Here is a 14,937-nt window from a genome sequence, read left to right as displayed (position 1 = left end):
CCGGCCGGGGGCCGGCGACCGGAACGTGTCCGGTCGCCGGCCCCCGGTGGACCTGAGGCTCGGCGTCAGCCCTTGGCGGCGTCGGCCGCCTGGGCGCGCAGCGCCCGCTGCACCCCGGAACGGTTCTCCGTCAGCAGGCGCCGCAGCCCGGCCGGCGGCTGGTGCCGCTCCAGCCAGGCGTCGGTGGCGTCCAGGGTGGCCTGTTCCACCTGGAGGGTGGGGTACAGGCCGACGACGACCTGCTGGGCCATGTCGTGGCCCCAGCTGTCCCACACCTTGCTGATCACCTCGAAGTACCGGCCGGTGTAGTCCGTCAGCAGTTCGCGCTGGTCGGTCTGGACGAAACCGGCGACCGTGGCCTCCACCAGCGCGTTGGGCAGGGCCTTGGCGCTGTCCTCGGCCGCGCCGGTGAGCGACTCCCACGCCTGGGCCTTCGCCTCGGCGGTGGGGCGGGCCGCCCTCGCCGACGCCGCGTGACGCTCACCGGCGGCGGTGGCGTCCCGGCCCAGTTCGGCCGCGATCTCCGGCTCGTCCACCCGGCCGGTGGCGGCCAGCCGCTCCAGGAACGCCCAGCGCAGCTCGGTGTCGACGGTCAGCCCCTCGATGCTCTGGGAACCGTCCAACAGGGCGCTGAGCAGGTTCAGTTGCTCCTCGCCCCGAGCGGTCGCGGCGAAGGCACGGGCCCAGGCGAGCTGGTGGTCGCTGCCCGGCTTGGCCGCCTTCAGGTGGTCCAGGGCGGCCTCCGACCAGCGGGCCAGCCCCTCCTGCCGCCACTCGGGGGCGGCGTACAGGTCGAGGGCCAGCTTCACCTGGCGGTGCAGCGACTGGACGACGCCGATGTCGGACTCGGTGCCGATACCCGACAGCACCAGCTTGAGGAAGTCCCGGGCGGCCATCTCGCCGTCGCGGGTCATGTCCCAGGCGGAGGTCCAGCACAGGGCCCGGGCCAGGGAGTCCTCGAACATCTCGATGGAGCTGATGACGTGGTGGAGCGACCGCTCGTCGAGCCGCACCTTGGCGTAGGTGAGGTCGTCGTCGTTGAGCAGGATCACGTCCGGCCGCTGGGCGCCGACCAGTTGGGGCACCTCGGTCAGGTCGCCGTCCACGTCCAGCTCGACCCGGTCGGTACGCCGCAGCCAGCCGCGCTGGTCGAAGGAGTACGAGCCGATGGCGATGCGGTGCGGGCGCAGCACGGACTCGCCCTGGGCGCCCTCGGGCAGGTCGGGCGCTTCCTGGCGCACCGCGAACGAGGTGACGCGGCCCTCGTCGTCGGCCTCGATCTCGGGGCGCAGGATGTTGATCCCGGCGGTCTCCAACCAGGCCTTGGACCAGGTCTTCAGGTCCCGGCCGGAGGTCTCCTCCAGGGCGGTGAGCAGGTCCTCAAGCCGGGTGTTGCCCCAGGCGTGCCGCTTGAAGTAGGCGGCCACGCCACGGAAGAACTCGTCCTGGCCGACGTAGGCGACCAGTTGCTTGAGGACCGAGGCGCCCTTGGCGTAGGTGATGCCGTCGAAGTTGACCAGCACGTCGTCCAGGTCGCGGATCTCGGCCACGATCGGGTGGGTGGAGGGCAGCTGGTCCTGTCGGTACGCCCAGGTCTTCATCTGGTTGGCGAACGACTGCCAGGCGCCCGGCCACAGTCCCGGGGCGTCAGCGAGGGCGAGCACGCTGGTGTAGGTGGCGAAGGACTCGTTCAGCCACAGGTCGTTCCACCACTCCATGGTGACCAGGTCGCCGAACCACATGTGCGCCAGCTCGTGCAGCACCGTCTCGGCGCGGGCCTCGTAGGCGGCGTCGGTGACCTTGGAGCGGAAGACGTACTGGTCCCGGATGGTCACCGCGCCGGCGTTCTCCATGGCGCCGGCGTTGAACTCGGGGACGAACAGCTGGTCGTACTTCTCGAAGGGGTAGGCGAAGTCGAACTTCTCCTGGAAGTAGTCGAACCCCTTGCGGGTGACGTCGAACAGCGCCTCGGCGTCCAGGTACTCCGCCAGCGAGGGACGGCAGTAGATGCCCAGGGGCACGGTGCGCCCCTCGCCCTCCCAGCTGCTGTGGACGCTGTGGTACGGCCCGGCGATCAGCGCGGTGATGTAGCTGGAGACGCGCGGGGTGGGGGCGAAGCTCCAGGTGTCGCCCTCCGGCTCGGGGGTGGGCGAGTTGGAGATCACCGACCAGCCCTCGGGGGCCCGCACGGTGAACCGGAAGGTGGCCTTGAGGTCCGGCTGCTCGAAGTTGGCGAACACCCGGCGGGCGTCCGGCACCTCGAACTGGGTGTACAGGTAGGTCTGTTGGTCGACCGGGTCGACGAACCGGTGCAGTCCCTCACCGGTGTTGGTGTAGGCGCAGTCCGCGACCACCAGCAGTTCGTTACGGCCCTCGCGCACCGGGTCCAGGGCGATGCGGGAGTCGGCGAACACCTCGTCGACGTTCAGGGACTCCCCGTTGAGCACCACCTCGCGCACGCTCGGCGCGATCAGGTCGATGAAGGTCGAGCCGGCCTCGACGGCGTCGAATCGCACCAGGGTCCGGGAGGGGAACGTCCCGCCCTGGGGCGCGCCGGAGATGTCCAGGTCGATCTCGTAGGAGTCGACGCTGAGCAGCCGAGCCCGCCGCTGCGCCTCCTCGCGGGTCAGATTTGTGCCAGGCAACGGCCCGTCCCTTTCTGATCTCTGTGGTTCATCCCGCCATCCTCGCACGCAGCCGTCCCGCTGACTCCCGCCGTCTCCGGGCCCGCCCGGCGGCGGGGGGACAGCGGCCGGGGCGGCGTGCCACCGCCGTACCTCCGGTCCCCGACGCGGGGCGCACGTCACGGGAGGGGCGCACTCGGGGGGATGGCGTGAAGGATGCCGGCAGCAGCGCCTCCCACCTGGTCCGGGTGCTGTGGCCGGCCTAGGGTCGCCGGGGTGCCCGTTCGAAAGTCCGTCCTGTTCCTGCTGGTCGTCACCGTGCTCGGCGCGACCTCCGCCACCTCCTCCACGGCCCAGGACCAGGGCCATTCCGCCACCCGCGAGGCGATGGAGCGGCTGGTCCGACAGCAGGGTCTGCCCGGGGTGTTGGCGCGGGTCGAGGACGGCGACGGGGTGTGGTGGGGACAGGCCGGGGTGGCCGACCGTGGGCTGCGGACCCCGAGGCGGCCCCAGGAGCGGTTCCGCATCGGCTCGGTCACCAAGACCTTCGTGGCCGTGACCGTGCTGCGGCTGGTGGCCGAACGGCGCCTGCGGCTGGAGGACCCGGTGGAGCGCTGGCTCCCCGGCGTACTGCGGCACCCCGGGTACGACGGGCGGCGGATCACGGTACGGCGGCTGCTCCAACACGGCAGCGGGATACCGGACTTCACCGGGACCCCCGAGTTCCGGGCCCGGCTGGCGGCCCCGGCGCCGGAGGCCCGGCGGGACCGCGACGCCCGGCAGTGGGTGGATGCGGCGCTGCGCCGGCCCCCACGGTTCGCCCCGGGGAACGACCGGGAGTACTCCAACACCAACTACCTGCTGGCCGGGATGGTGGTGGAGCGGGTCACCGGACACCGCTGGGACGAGGAGGTACGCCGGCTGGTGGTGCGCCCGCTGGCACTGGAGGGCACCAGCATCCCCCTGGCCCTCGAAGGGGTACCGGTTCCGCACGCCACCGCGTACTCCCGGAGGGGCGGAGGGGGCGCCCCGGGAACCCGCGAGCTGGACCGCCTCTCCCCCACCCTCGCCGGCGCCTCGGGGGAGATGATCTCCACCGCCGGGGACCTGCTGCGGTTCTACCGGGCGCTGCTGGGGGGCGAGCTGCTGCCGCCGGAACAGCTGCGGCAGATGCTCGACGCCGCCGCCACCGACCCGGAGGGGTACGGACTGGGGGTGTTCGCGCTACGGCTGTCCTGTGACCGCACGGTGTGGGGTCACCGGGGCGACATCCTGGGGTCCCACACTCTGGTGGCCACCACCCAGGACGCCGTGCACGGAGCGGTGTTCCAGGTCAACGGGGACTGGGCTCGGCACACCGAAAGGTTGCTGGAGGCGGAGTTCTGCCCCTGAGCCGTGCGACGGGGGTACGGCGGAGCACCACCCCGCGCGCGCAGCCGGGGACGCGCCCGCAGGGCGCCGCCGAGGAGGGTCAGCCGTTGTCGTGGGTCGACTTCGAGCCGGCCATCACCAGGCCGGCGATCACCACGAAGGCCAGCAGGGGCAGGCCGACGAACAGGCCGAGCGTCTCGGCCAGGCTGATGCCCGGACCCGGGTCGTCACCGTCGTCACGCGCGGCGAAGGCCGGGGACGACAGCAGCAACATCCAGGTGGTGCCGGCGCTGAGGGTGCCGGCTCGCAGTGCCTGCCGGTGGGAGTTCTTGGTAGCCACGTGCCCAACCTAGCGAACGCCCGGTCGCCTCACGCCGTCGGGGTCACCTTCACACCCCGCCCTCCCCTCCGGGGCGCGGTGTGGGGCGCACTCCCGTCGGGCGCGCCTCGCGGAGCCGGGACCGGCCGGGGAACCCCGCCCGGAGCCGACGCCGAGGGTGTGGGTGCGGTCAGATGTCGGAGGGCTCGGTGCCGTAGCCGGTACCGGTCGGCTCGCTGGTCAACGGCAGTTCGGCGGCCAGCGGGGTCTCGCTGGTCAGGGGGGCGACATCGGCGAGCGGCGGCTCGCTGGTCAGGGGTGCCTCCGCGTATCCGGTGGACGCGGAGCCCTCCAGCCCGGAGTCGGGGTCGGACACTCCCACCAACTCCAGAGGCTCTCCCCCGGGCTGGGCCGGGAAAGCCTCCAGACCGGGTTTGGAGCGGCCCTGAAGCGGCTTGGTCCTGGGTTTGGTCTGCCGGGGTTGGTCGGCGGTGAGCACCTGTAGGAGTTCGGCGGTCGCGGCCACGGCGGGCCTCCGTTCGTCGTGGTCGAGTGGACGGTTCGTGCCCTACCCAGTTCGGGCGCCGGCAGACGTGGAAAGTCCTGGATCGTGCTCCAGACCACGCGGATTCGCAGGCGATTTGCCCGCGAACCCCCCGCCTCGACGAAAGACTCAGCGCCTCAGGCCGGGTAGCCACACCAGATTTTACGGGACCGCCCCTCAGAACCCCACCCCTGGAAGCGGACCGGCACACCCGCCCTGACCTGCGGAATCACTCCCGCGACCGACGTTCGGAACGCTGTGTGGACCACCGGCCACACAGCGCCGCCACCTCGCTCACCACACCGGCGGGCGCCGATCGGCCCATGGCCGGGCCTCCTCCAGCTCGGTCGCCAGGGACAGCAGAAGCCCCTCCGAACCGTGCCGGCCGCCGAACATCATCCCGACCGGAAGATCACCCTCCGGGCCGGTGGCCCATCCCAGGGGCAGGGACACCGCCGGGAGTCCCGCCATGTTCCAGGGAGCCGTGAAGGGGGTGAAGGCGAGTTGCGCCGCGAAGTCCGCCGCCGGGTCCTCGTCGTTCCTCAACTCCCCCACCTTCGGGGGCAGTTGGGCCAGGGTCGGGGTGAGCAGGGCGTCCCAGGGCTCCACCGCCTCCGCGTGCCGGCGCCCCACGTGTTGGAGCGCGGCCACCGCCCGGGCGTACTCCAGGGCGTCGAAGGCCGCCGCCTGGTCCCGCAGCCAGCGGGTCTGCGGCATCAACTCCCCCTCCCGCCCGGGTGGTACCGGCGTCATGGCGGCCAGCACCGCCCAGACCGGGGTGAAGGCGTCCCGGTCACCGGAGCGCAGCGGCTGCGCGACGTCCACCACCTCGTGCCCCAGCTCCACCAGCAGCGCGGTGGTCGCCTCGTACACCCGCAGCACCTCGGGGTCCACCTCCACCCCGGCCACGTCGGGTGTGGCCAGCCGGCCGACGCGCAGTCGACGACGGGGCGGGTGGCAGTGGCTGAGGTAGCTGTCGGTCGCCGGTGGCATGGCGTACGGGTCGCCGGGGGCGGGCCGGGCCATCACGTCCAACAGGGCGGCGGCGTCCCGGACCGTACGGGCGAGGGGGCCCTCCACCGCGAGGCCAGACACGTCAGCGAAGGGGGCGGTGGACACCCGGCCCCGGCTGGGCTTGAGCCCCACCAGGCCACAGCAGCTGGCCGGGATACGGATGGAGCCGCCCCCGTCACTGCCCGGGGCGGCCGGGGCCAGTCCGGCCGCCACCGCGGCGGCGGCCCCGCCGCTGGAGCCGCCCGCGATGCGGCTGGGGTCCCAGGGGGTGCGGGCCGGCGGTCCGACCCGGCTCTCGGTGTACGCCGGCAGGCCGAACTCGGGGGTGTTGCTCTTGCCGAGCAGCACCATGCCGGCGCGGTCCAGCAACCGGACGGTGTGGGGGGCGCGTTCGGCGACCTGGTGGGCGAAGACCACGGAGCCGAGGGTGTGCCGCACCCCCGGTACCGGCACCAGGTCCTTCACCGGCATCGGCACCCCCAGCAGGGGCGGCGCCGCCTCTCCCGGCCGGAGGTGGGCCAGCCGCTCCTCGGCACGCCGGGCGTCGTCCAGCGCGCGGTCGGCGGTCACCGTGAGGTAGGCGCCCAGCAGGGGGTCCAGCTCCTCGATCCGGCGCAGGTAGTGCTCCGCCAACTCGGTCGGTGCCAGCTCGCCGTCCCGGACGGCGGCGGCCTGTCGCAGCATCGTCAACTCGTGCGGTGCGCTCACCTTCACCAGGTTAGGGCGCTTTGCCGGTTCGGGGAGGGTCCGAGGGAACACCCGAGAGGTCACGCGCGAGGGCGCGGTGCTGGTGCTGGTGCTGCGGTACGGAAGCGGGCGGGCCCGACACCTGGGGGGTGCCGGGCGGGCGGCTTCCTCCACCTCGACGTTCGGGGTCCGTGGGCGGCGCCCTACAGGTTCCGAACAGGCCCCAAACAGGAGGCCCGGTTCTCAGGCGGTAGCTTTCGCTGGTCTGCCTTCGAACCGGGCCAGGGCCGCTTCGGCGCCGTACGGGCGTAGGTAGGGCAACCACCTCGGATCGCGGTGCCCCGTCCCGATGACGCGCCAGGCCAGCCCGGAGGGGGGCGCCGGCTGGTGCCGCAGCCGCCAGCCGAGTTCGGCGATGTGCCGGTCGGCCTTGACGTGGTTGCAGCGACGGCAGGCGGCGACCACGTTCTCCCAGGCGTGCTGGCCACCCCGGCTGCGGGGGATCACGTGGTCCACGCTGGTGGCGACGGCACCGCAGTAGGCGCAGCGACCGCCGTCCCGGGCGAACAGCGCGCGCCGGGTCAGCGGTACGGGGCCCCGAAAGGGCACCCGCACGAAGCGTTTGAGTCGGACCACGCTGGGCGCGGGTATCACGTGGGTCGCGCTGTGCATCAGGGCGCCGGAATCCTCAAGGCTGACGGCCTTGTCATTGAGGATGAGGATGAGCGCGCGTCGAAGCGGTACGACACCGAGCGGCTCGTACGACGCGTTGAGGACCAGGACATGCGGCACGGTGCCTCCTTGTACGTCGGCGGCGCGTGGCTCGCGCCGGGACGATCTGTTGGACAGTGTGTCCCCTGCGCCGGCGGATACGCCACTACGGCCGGGTAACGCATGTGTCGTGTTCTTCGCCACAGACGGCCACTGATCCGGCCAGCACCGGGACTTACCCGCGGTTGCGCCCTCCCGCCGCCGTTACGCTGGTGGACGCTGTCCGCCTCCGCCCGTGGCGGACAGGTCCCGTACGGAAGGTGCTGTTGTGTCCTGGTTGATCAGTTCTGATCCCACGCGCGACGAGACCACCCTCGGTGAGACCCAGGAAAGAGCCGTGAACGCGGCCGACTGGATACGGGAGAACTGGTCCGTGTGGCTGAACGCCGGCCTGCGCATCCTGTTGATCATCGTCATCGCCACCGTGCTGCGCTACGTGGTCCGTCGGGCGATCTCACGCTTCATCACGCGGATGAACCGCACCGTGCAGTCGGTGGACCACACGGTGCTGGGCGGGATGCTGGTCAACGCCGAACGGAGAAGGCAGCGTTCGGAGGCCATCGGCTCGGTGCTGCGTTCGGTGGCCTCGTTCATGATCCTGGGCACGGCCGCCCTGATGGTGCTGGGCGTCCTGAACATCAACCTCGCCCCCCTGCTGGCCAGCGCCGGAGTGGCCGGCGTCGCCCTGGGCTTCGGCGCCCGGAACCTGGTGACCGACTTCCTGTCCGGGGTCTTCATGATCCTGGAGGACCAGTACGGCGTGGGTGACGTGGTCGACGCCGGGGTGGCCTCGGGAACCGTGATCGAGGTCGGCCTGCGGGTCACCAAGCTGCGGGGGGACAACGGCGAGATCTGGTACGTCCGCAACGGCGAGGTGAAGCGGATCGGCAACCTCAGCCAGGGCTGGGCCACCGCCGCCGTCGACGTACAGGTCCCCTACCAGGCGGACCTGGAGCGGGCCCGCTCCACCATCGAGGAGTGCGGTGTCGACCTGGCCAAGGACGAGCCCTGGAACGAGGCCCTCTGGGAGCCGGTGACGGTGCTGGGCCTGGACTCGGTCACCCTGGACACCGTGGTGATCCGGGTCGCCGCCAAGACCATGCCGGGCAAGGCGGTCGACGTGGAGCGGGAGTTGCGCTGGCGCATCAAGCTGGCCCTGGACGAGGCCGGCATCCCGATCGTGGACTCCCAGCCGGTGGAGGTCGAGACGCCGGACGACTCGGGCGTGGGCTCGCCCTCGTCCCTGGCCGCCGCCCCCGCGCCGCCCGCTCCCAGCAACCCGCCCGCCCGCTGAGGCGCGGTCCCGACGAGGACCCACGAGGGCCCGGGCGGGAACCCGACGAGAGCCCCGGCGGAAGTGGCACGGCCGAAGCCCGCCCCCGCCAAGGCACCCCGCGGCCTTCCCTCCCACGCCTCCGCGCCCCCTCGGGCGGGGGGCCACCCGCCACTCCCCGTGTCCCGAGGCCCATCGGCAGGGGCGCCCGCCGCACCCGAGGCCGTTCGCCCGCGAGGGACGACGGAGCCCCCTGGGGACGCCAGGTCCTCCCCCACCATCTCTCCGCTCCAGCTCCCGGCCCCGGGTGGTCCGTTGACATCCGTGGACGCTGCTCCTAGCGTCGTCGCACATCAATAGGAAACCTTCCTAACAGTTGCCACCTCCGCTGGAAGTACCACCGGAAGACACGGAGCGCCCATGTCCGGCAGTCCCCCCGGGACCCCCAGGGTCCTCAGGGCGATGAACGACCGCACCGCCCTCCAACTCCTGCTGGAACAGGGGCCGTTGAGTCGCGCCCGGATCGGCCGACTGACCGGACTGTCCAAGCCCACCGCCTCCCAGCTGCTCGCCCGGCTGGAGGCGGCCGGGCTGGTGCTGGCCACCGGAACCAGCCAGGGCCGGCCCGGCCCCAACGCCCAGCTGTACGCCCTCAATCCGGCCAGCGCCCATGTCGGCGCCCTGGACGTGACCACGGACGGCATCCGGGCGGCGGTGGCCACCCTCACCGGCGAGACCATCGGCCACCACCATCTGCCCACCCCCCGGACCGGTTCGCCCGTCGAGCTGGTCCCCCGCGCCCTCGGCGCCGCGGCCCGGGAGGCCGGGCTGCGGACGGAGGAGCTGCACCGGGTGGTGATCGGCACCCCCGGCGCCTTCGACCCCAGCACCGGCAGGCTGCGGTACGCCTCCCACCTGCCCGGCTGGCACTCGCCCCGGTTGCTGGAGGACCTGGCGCGCGCCCTGCCGGTACCCCTGGAGTACGACAACGACGTCAATCTCGTCGCGGTGGCCGAACGGACCGTCGGGGCGGCCCGGGGACGTTCGGACCTCGTACTGCTGTGGCTGGACCGGGGTATCGGTGCGGCACTGGTCCTGGGGGGCCGCATCCACCGGGGAGCCACCGGAGGCGCGGGCGAGCTGGGGTTCCTGCCGGTGCCGGGCACCCCACTGGTACGGCACGCGGCAAGGTACGGCAGCGGGGGCTTCCAGGAACTGGCCGGCCCGCACGCGGTGCTCCGCCTCGGCGAGGAACTGGGCCTGCCCGCCCCCGAGCCGTCCGAGCCGGCCGAGGGGGCGGCCGAACTGCTGCGCGCCGCCTCCCGTTCCCGGGGGACCGGCGTCCACGGGGAGCTGCTGCGACGGTTCGCCGCCGGCACGGCGGTGGGGCTGGCCTCGGTGGTGACCGTGGTCGACCCGGGGCTGGTCGTTCTCAGCGGCCGGCTGTCCCTGGCCGGCGGAGAGGTGTTCCGGGAGCTGGTTCAGGGGGAACTCGCGGACCTGGTGGTCCCCCGACCGGAACTGGTCACCGGGTGGATCACCGAGACCCCGGTGCTGCGCGGGGCACTGGAGTCCGCCCTGGAGTCCACCCGGAACGAGGTGTTCGACACCCTGCGCTGACCACCCCTGCCCCACAGCCCGTACGGACCCTACGGAGAGGAACCCCCGTGAAGATCGCCGTGGTCGGAGGCGGCTCCACCTACACCCCCGAACTCGTCGACGGGCTCGCGCGGCTCGGCGACCGACTCCCCCTCACCGAGCTGGTGTTGATCGACCCCTCGGCCGAACGACTGGAACCGGTGGGCGGCCTCGCCCAACGCATCCTGGCCCATCGCGGCCACCCGGCGAAGGTGGTGACCACCTCCGAGCTGGAACGCGGGGTGGACGGCGCCAACGCCGTACTCATCCAGCTGCGGGTGGGCGGACAGCAGGCCCGCGAACAGGACGAGACCTGGCCCCTGGAGTGCGGCTGTCTCGGTCAGGAGACCACCGGGGCGGGCGGGCTCGCCAAGGCCCTGCGGACGGTACCGGTGGTGCTCGACATCGCCGAGCGGGTCCGCGAGAGCAACCCGGACGCCTGGATCATCAACTTCACCAACCCGGTCGGCATCGTCACCCGGGGCCTGCTGCGGGCCGGGCACCGCGCGGTCGGGCTGTGCAACGTGGCCATCCACCTCCAGCGCACCTTCGCCGAACTGCTGGACCTGCCGCCGGAGAAGGTCCACCTGGACCACTACGGGCTCAACCACCTCAGCTGGGCCCTGCACGCGCGGCACGGCGGGCCGGCCGGCGAGGACCTGCTGCCCGCACTGCTGGAGCGGCACGGCACCGAGATCGCCGAGCGGCTCAAGCTGCCCGAACCGGTACTCCGGGAACTGGGCGTGGTGCCCTCCCCGTACCTCCGCTACTACTACGCCCACGACGAGGTGGTCGAGAAGCAGCGGCAGGGTCCCTCGCGGGCGTCCGAAGTGGCCGCGCTGGAACGCGAGTTGCTGAGGATGTACCAGGACCCGTCGCTGGTCACCAAGCCCTCCCTGCTGGCCGAGCGGGGCGGCGCCTTCTACTCGGAGGCGGCCGTGGCCCTGGCGGCCAGCCTGCTGGGCGCCGACGACGGGGGCATCCAGGTGGTCAACGGCTACAACCAGGGCACCTTCCCCCAACTCCCCGCCGACGCGGTGATCGAGACCCCCGTCCACGTCACCCGCCAGGGACCGCGCCCCCTGCCGGCCCCCGACCTCAGCCCGGTGTTCATGGGACTGATCAGCCACGTCACCGCCTACGAGCACCTCGCCCTGGACGCGGCGAACCTCGGTGGCCGCAACCGGGTGTACCGCGCCCTGCTCGCCCACCCCCTGGTCGGCCAGTACGACCGCGCGGAGGCCCTCACCGACCAACTGCTGGCCCACAACCGGGAGTACCTGCCGTGGCTGTGACCCCCGGGGACGCGGCACCGGCCGACGTGTCCGCCCGCCCGGTGGCCGTGGCGGTGGACGCCGGCAACAGCAAGACCGACGTGACCGTACTGGCCGGGGACGGCTCGGTACTGGCCACCGCCCGGGGTGGCGGCTTCCAGCCGCCCCGGGTCGGGGTGGGCCCCGCCGTCGACCTGCTCCAGTCCCTGGTGCGCCAGGCCCTGGGGCGACTGCCCGACCCACCCGCCCGGGTCCCGGTGCTGAGCGCCTGCCTGGCCAACGTCGACCTGCCGCGCGAGGAACGGGAGTTGACCTCGGCCATCGAGGACCGGGGCTGGGCCGAGACCAACCTGGTCGCCAACGACACCTTCGCGGTCCTGCGGGCCGGCCTGGACGACCTGGGCGAGCCTCCACAAGGGGTGGCCGTGGTCTGCGGGGCCGGAGTGAACTGCGCCGGCCTCGCCCGCGACGGCCGTACCGCCCGCTTCCCGGCCCTGGGGCGACTGTCCGGGGACTGGGGCGGCGGCCTGGGACTGGCCGAGGAGGGACTGTGGCACGCGGCACGGGCGGAGGACGGCCGGGGCGAGGACACCGCGCTGGCCCGGGAGTTCCCCGCCCACTTCCACCTGCCGACGGTGCACGCCCTGATCGAGGCACTCCACTTCGGCGAGATCCCGCCCGGCCGACGGCACGAACTGGCCCCGGTGCTGGCCGAGGTGGCCCGGCGCGGGGACCCGGTGGCCCGGTCCCTGCTGCGGCGCCAGGCCGAGGAACTGGTCTCCATGATCGTGGTCGCCCTCACCCGGCTGGAACTGCTGGGAACCCCCACCCCGGTCTGTCTGGGCGGCAGCGTGCTCACCGCCCGCCACCCGGAGCTGGACCAGCCCCTGACCGAGCTGTTGGGGCGTTCGGCCCCCCTGGCGACACCGGTGTGGGTCACCGCCGCCCCGGTCCTGGGCGCGGGTCTGCTGGCCCTGGACCAGCTGGGCGCCGGCCCCGAGACGTGCCGCAGACTGCGCCAACAGCACGCGCGGCCCCGGGGCGCCTTGGGGTCGGTGGAGGCGGAGGCCCGGGAAACCCGTGGACAGCCGGCACCGGCAGAACCGAGGGTGCTGCCATGACCACCAGGATCACTCGCGTCAACCCACCCGAACTCCACCAACCCCCCGGCTACCACCACATCACCGTCGTGGAGGCCGGACGAACCGCCCACCTGGCCGGACAGTGCCCGGTGGACCTCTCCCAGCGGGTGGTCGGGGCCGGCGACCTGAACGCCCAGATCGACCAGGTCGTCGCCAACTCGATGACCGCGCTGGGGGCGGTGGACGCCGGCCCCGAGGACGTGGTGCGCTCGGTGATCTACGTGGTCACCGAGGACGTGGACGTACTCGGCGCCACCTGGGACCGTCTCCGTGCCTCCGCCCTCGGTCCGGCCCTGACCACCGCCAGCACCCTGCTGGGAGTGGCCCAACTCGGCTTCCCCGGACAGTTGGTGGAGGTGGACCTCACCGCGTCCCTGTCCTGACGGTTCCCCGAAGGCCCCCTGCCTCTTTCCTCGCCCTCTCTTCCTCGCGCGCACCGGGAGGAGGGGGCGCGAGGAACAGGGGTCCCGGTGCCCACCGTGGGGGCACCGCGCCCGGGGGCGCACCGGACCGTGGTACGGGAGAGGGGTCACCGGACCCCGGGTGGGCCCGGTGACCGTGGTGGCCCGGCCATCACCGGTGCCTGACCAGGGCCCCGGGTCGCGGGGTCGGCGGGGCCCGGAGCGCGGCGTTCCGAGGTCACGCTCGGCGACGTCAACCTCACTCCCCGACGGCCACCCCTCGCGTGGAACGAGGAACCATTCGTTTCCCCAGCATGACGTCCCAGGCGTTCCCCCCGGCGCCAGGTCGCGATAGGAACAAGATCCTGCCAAGCCCACTGTGATGGCACCACCTTGCCGCCATACTGCTCAGGCCAGCTTGACAAGGACCCGAAGAATTCCCACGGAACACGGCTTCAGGGGGAGGTCTCCAGCGTGACCCAGCCGACCGCACCACCAGCGGTGCCGCCGCCCTCGGGCGCCCCCCTGGATCCCGCGCCACCGGACTCGGAGCGGCTGACCCGGGTGGCCGCGACGGCCTGGTCCGAGGGGGCCGCGAAGCTGCGGAACTCCACCACCACCGAACCCGGGCGCCTCCGGCTGCTCGGTGCCGTACTGGCGACGCTGATCCTCGCCTTCGGTGCCGTGACCAGCTGGCAGATCTCCTCACGGGCCCAGGTCACGGACGCGGTGGTCGACCACAGCCAGCCCCTGAGCGCGGACGCGGCCAGCGTCTACCGCTCCCTCGCCGACGCGGACACCACCGCCGCCAGCGGTTTCCTGGCCGGCGGGGAGGAGCCCCCGGCCGTACGGGAGCGCTACGAACGCAACATCCGGCAGGCGTCCCGGCTGCTGGCGAAGGCCGCCAGCAACTCCGGCGGCTCCGCCTCCGCCCGCCGCGAGGTGACCCGGCTCAACGAGCACCTGCCCCGGTACACCGGCCTGGTGGAGGCGGCCCGCTCCAACAACCGCCAGGGCCTGCCCCTGGGCGGTGCCTACCTGCGGTACGCCAACGAGGAGATGCGCACCGAACTGCTGCCCTCGGCCCACCGGCTGTACGAGGCGGAGTCGGCCCGGCTGGACCGGGACTACCAGGACGCGGAGAGCTGGCCGTGGGCCGGCACCGCCCTCGGCCTGCTGGCACTGGGCGTGCTGGTGTGGGCACAGCGCCGCAACTACCGGCTCACCAACCGGGTGTTCAACCGGGGACTGGTGGTGGCCACGGCCGCCGTACTGCTCGGGGTGCTGTGGCTGTCGGTCGGCCAGGGGCTGGCGCGGTCCGGGCTGCGGGAGTCGGACGAGCACGGCGCCCGGTCGCTGCGGGCGCTGAACGAGGCGTGGACCACCGCGCTGGCCGCCCGGGGCGACGAGAACATCACCCTGGTCGCCCGTGGTGCCGGCGAGGAGTACGAGAAGAGCTACCAGCGCGGCATCAACGCCTTCCACGGTGACAAGACCACCTCGGCCGGCGGCCAGCTGCGCAAGGCCGAGAAGCTGGCGGACGACGACGCCGGGCGCGACCCGGTACGGGCGGCCTCCCGGGCCACCGCCCAGTGGCGGGACCTGCACGCCAAGGCCCGCTGGCAGGACGACAGCGGCTCCTACGACAAGGCCGTGGACATGGTCATCGGGTCGAAGAACAGCACCGCCGAGTCCTTCGACCGGGTCAACGCGAGCCTGCGCGAGGCCGTGAAGCACGAGCAGTCACAGTTCGAGGGCGCCGCCCGGTCCGGGCGTACCGCGCTGACCGGGCTCACGGTGGGCACCCTGGTGCTGGCCGCCGCCGGCGCGGTGGCCGCGCTGATGGGGGTCGGCCGCAGGCTGGCGGAGTACCGATGAA

General features: G+C 72.9%; 12 protein-coding genes. 7 read left to right on the top strand and 5 right to left on the bottom strand.

Annotated features, from left to right (window positions below):
- Positions 1-65: 65 nt before the first annotated feature.
- Positions 66-2,645, bottom strand: a complete 2,580-nt coding sequence (pepN, locus tag ABZT14_RS04100; protein ID WP_356296561.1) for an aminopeptidase N — start codon at positions 2,643-2,645, stop codon at positions 66-68.
- Between the two features lie 255 nt (positions 2,646-2,900).
- Here pepN and ABZT14_RS04095 point away from each other — a divergent pair, with 255 nt between their 5' ends.
- Complete coding sequence (locus ABZT14_RS04095; protein ID WP_356296558.1) at positions 2,901-4,016, top strand: serine hydrolase domain-containing protein; 1,116 nt, start codon at positions 2,901-2,903, stop codon at positions 4,014-4,016.
- Between the two features lie 79 nt (positions 4,017-4,095).
- Here the strand turns inward: ABZT14_RS04095 and ABZT14_RS04090 are convergent, their stop codons facing one another.
- From ABZT14_RS04090 to ABZT14_RS04075, 4 genes are all read right to left on the bottom strand, one after another.
- Positions 4,096-4,335 carry a hypothetical protein gene (locus ABZT14_RS04090; protein ID WP_356297096.1) on the bottom strand — a complete coding sequence of 80 codons (240 nt, stop codon included), beginning with the start codon at positions 4,333-4,335 and terminating at the stop codon, positions 4,096-4,098.
- A gap of 169 nt (positions 4,336-4,504) precedes the next feature.
- Positions 4,505-4,741, bottom strand: coding sequence for a hypothetical protein (locus ABZT14_RS04085; RefSeq protein WP_356297064.1), 237 nt, complete (start codon positions 4,739-4,741; stop codon positions 4,505-4,507).
- Positions 4,742-5,152: 411 nt separating this feature from the next.
- Entirely contained in the window at positions 5,153-6,580 is a 1,428-nt protein-coding gene (locus ABZT14_RS04080; RefSeq protein ID WP_356296555.1) for an amidase, read from the bottom strand.
- Between the two features lie 222 nt (positions 6,581-6,802).
- Positions 6,803-7,351: an HNH endonuclease gene (locus tag ABZT14_RS04075; RefSeq protein WP_356296552.1), complete on the bottom strand. Its 549-nt coding sequence runs from the start codon at positions 7,349-7,351 to the stop codon at positions 6,803-6,805.
- A gap of 256 nt (positions 7,352-7,607) precedes the next feature.
- On the opposite strand from ABZT14_RS04075, the gene ABZT14_RS04070 reads away from it, so the two are divergent.
- The 6 genes from ABZT14_RS04070 (at position 7,608) to ABZT14_RS04045 (ending at position 14,936) form a co-directional block, all read left to right on the top strand.
- Positions 7,608-8,624, top strand: a complete 1,017-nt coding sequence (locus ABZT14_RS04070) for a mechanosensitive ion channel family protein (protein ID WP_356297061.1) — start codon at positions 7,608-7,610, stop codon at positions 8,622-8,624.
- 399 nt (positions 8,625-9,023) lie between these two features.
- On the top strand, positions 9,024-10,223 hold the full coding sequence (locus ABZT14_RS04065; RefSeq protein WP_356296550.1) for an ROK family transcriptional regulator: 1,200 nt from the start codon (positions 9,024-9,026) through the stop codon (positions 10,221-10,223).
- A 47-nt stretch (positions 10,224-10,270) separates the two neighbouring features.
- On the top strand, positions 10,271-11,536 hold the full coding sequence (locus tag ABZT14_RS04060; protein WP_356296547.1) for a 6-phospho-beta-glucosidase: 1,266 nt from the start codon (positions 10,271-10,273) through the stop codon (positions 11,534-11,536).
- Positions 11,527-12,636: a BadF/BadG/BcrA/BcrD ATPase family protein gene (locus ABZT14_RS04055; protein WP_356296545.1), complete on the top strand. Its 1,110-nt coding sequence runs from the start codon at positions 11,527-11,529 to the stop codon at positions 12,634-12,636. The genes ABZT14_RS04060 and ABZT14_RS04055 overlap by 10 nt, the downstream gene beginning before the upstream one ends.
- A complete protein-coding gene (locus tag ABZT14_RS04050) occupies positions 12,633-13,040 on the top strand; it encodes a RidA family protein (protein ID WP_356296542.1) in 408 nt (135 codons plus the stop codon). Before ABZT14_RS04055 ends, ABZT14_RS04050 begins: the two co-directional genes overlap by 4 nt.
- Before the next feature lie 492 nt (positions 13,041-13,532).
- Entirely contained in the window at positions 13,533-14,936 is a 1,404-nt protein-coding gene (locus tag ABZT14_RS04045) for a hypothetical protein (RefSeq protein ID WP_356296538.1), read from the top strand.
- Position 14,937 lies beyond the last annotated feature (1 nt).

The organism is Streptomyces sp. NPDC005438 (assembly GCF_040606315.1).
In the GTDB taxonomy this organism is placed as follows: domain Bacteria; phylum Actinomycetota; class Actinomycetes; order Streptomycetales; family Streptomycetaceae; genus Streptomyces.
This window is presented reverse-complemented; position numbering and strand designations above follow the sequence as displayed.

Coding starts and splice junctions, on each gene's coding strand:
- ABZT14_RS04050 (WP_356296542.1), top strand. CDS start 12,633: ATGACCACCAGGATCACTCGCGTCAACCCACCCGAACTCCACCAACCC.
- ABZT14_RS04065 (WP_356296550.1), top strand. CDS start 9,024: ATGTCCGGCAGTCCCCCCGGGACCCCCAGGGTCCTCAGGGCGATGAAC.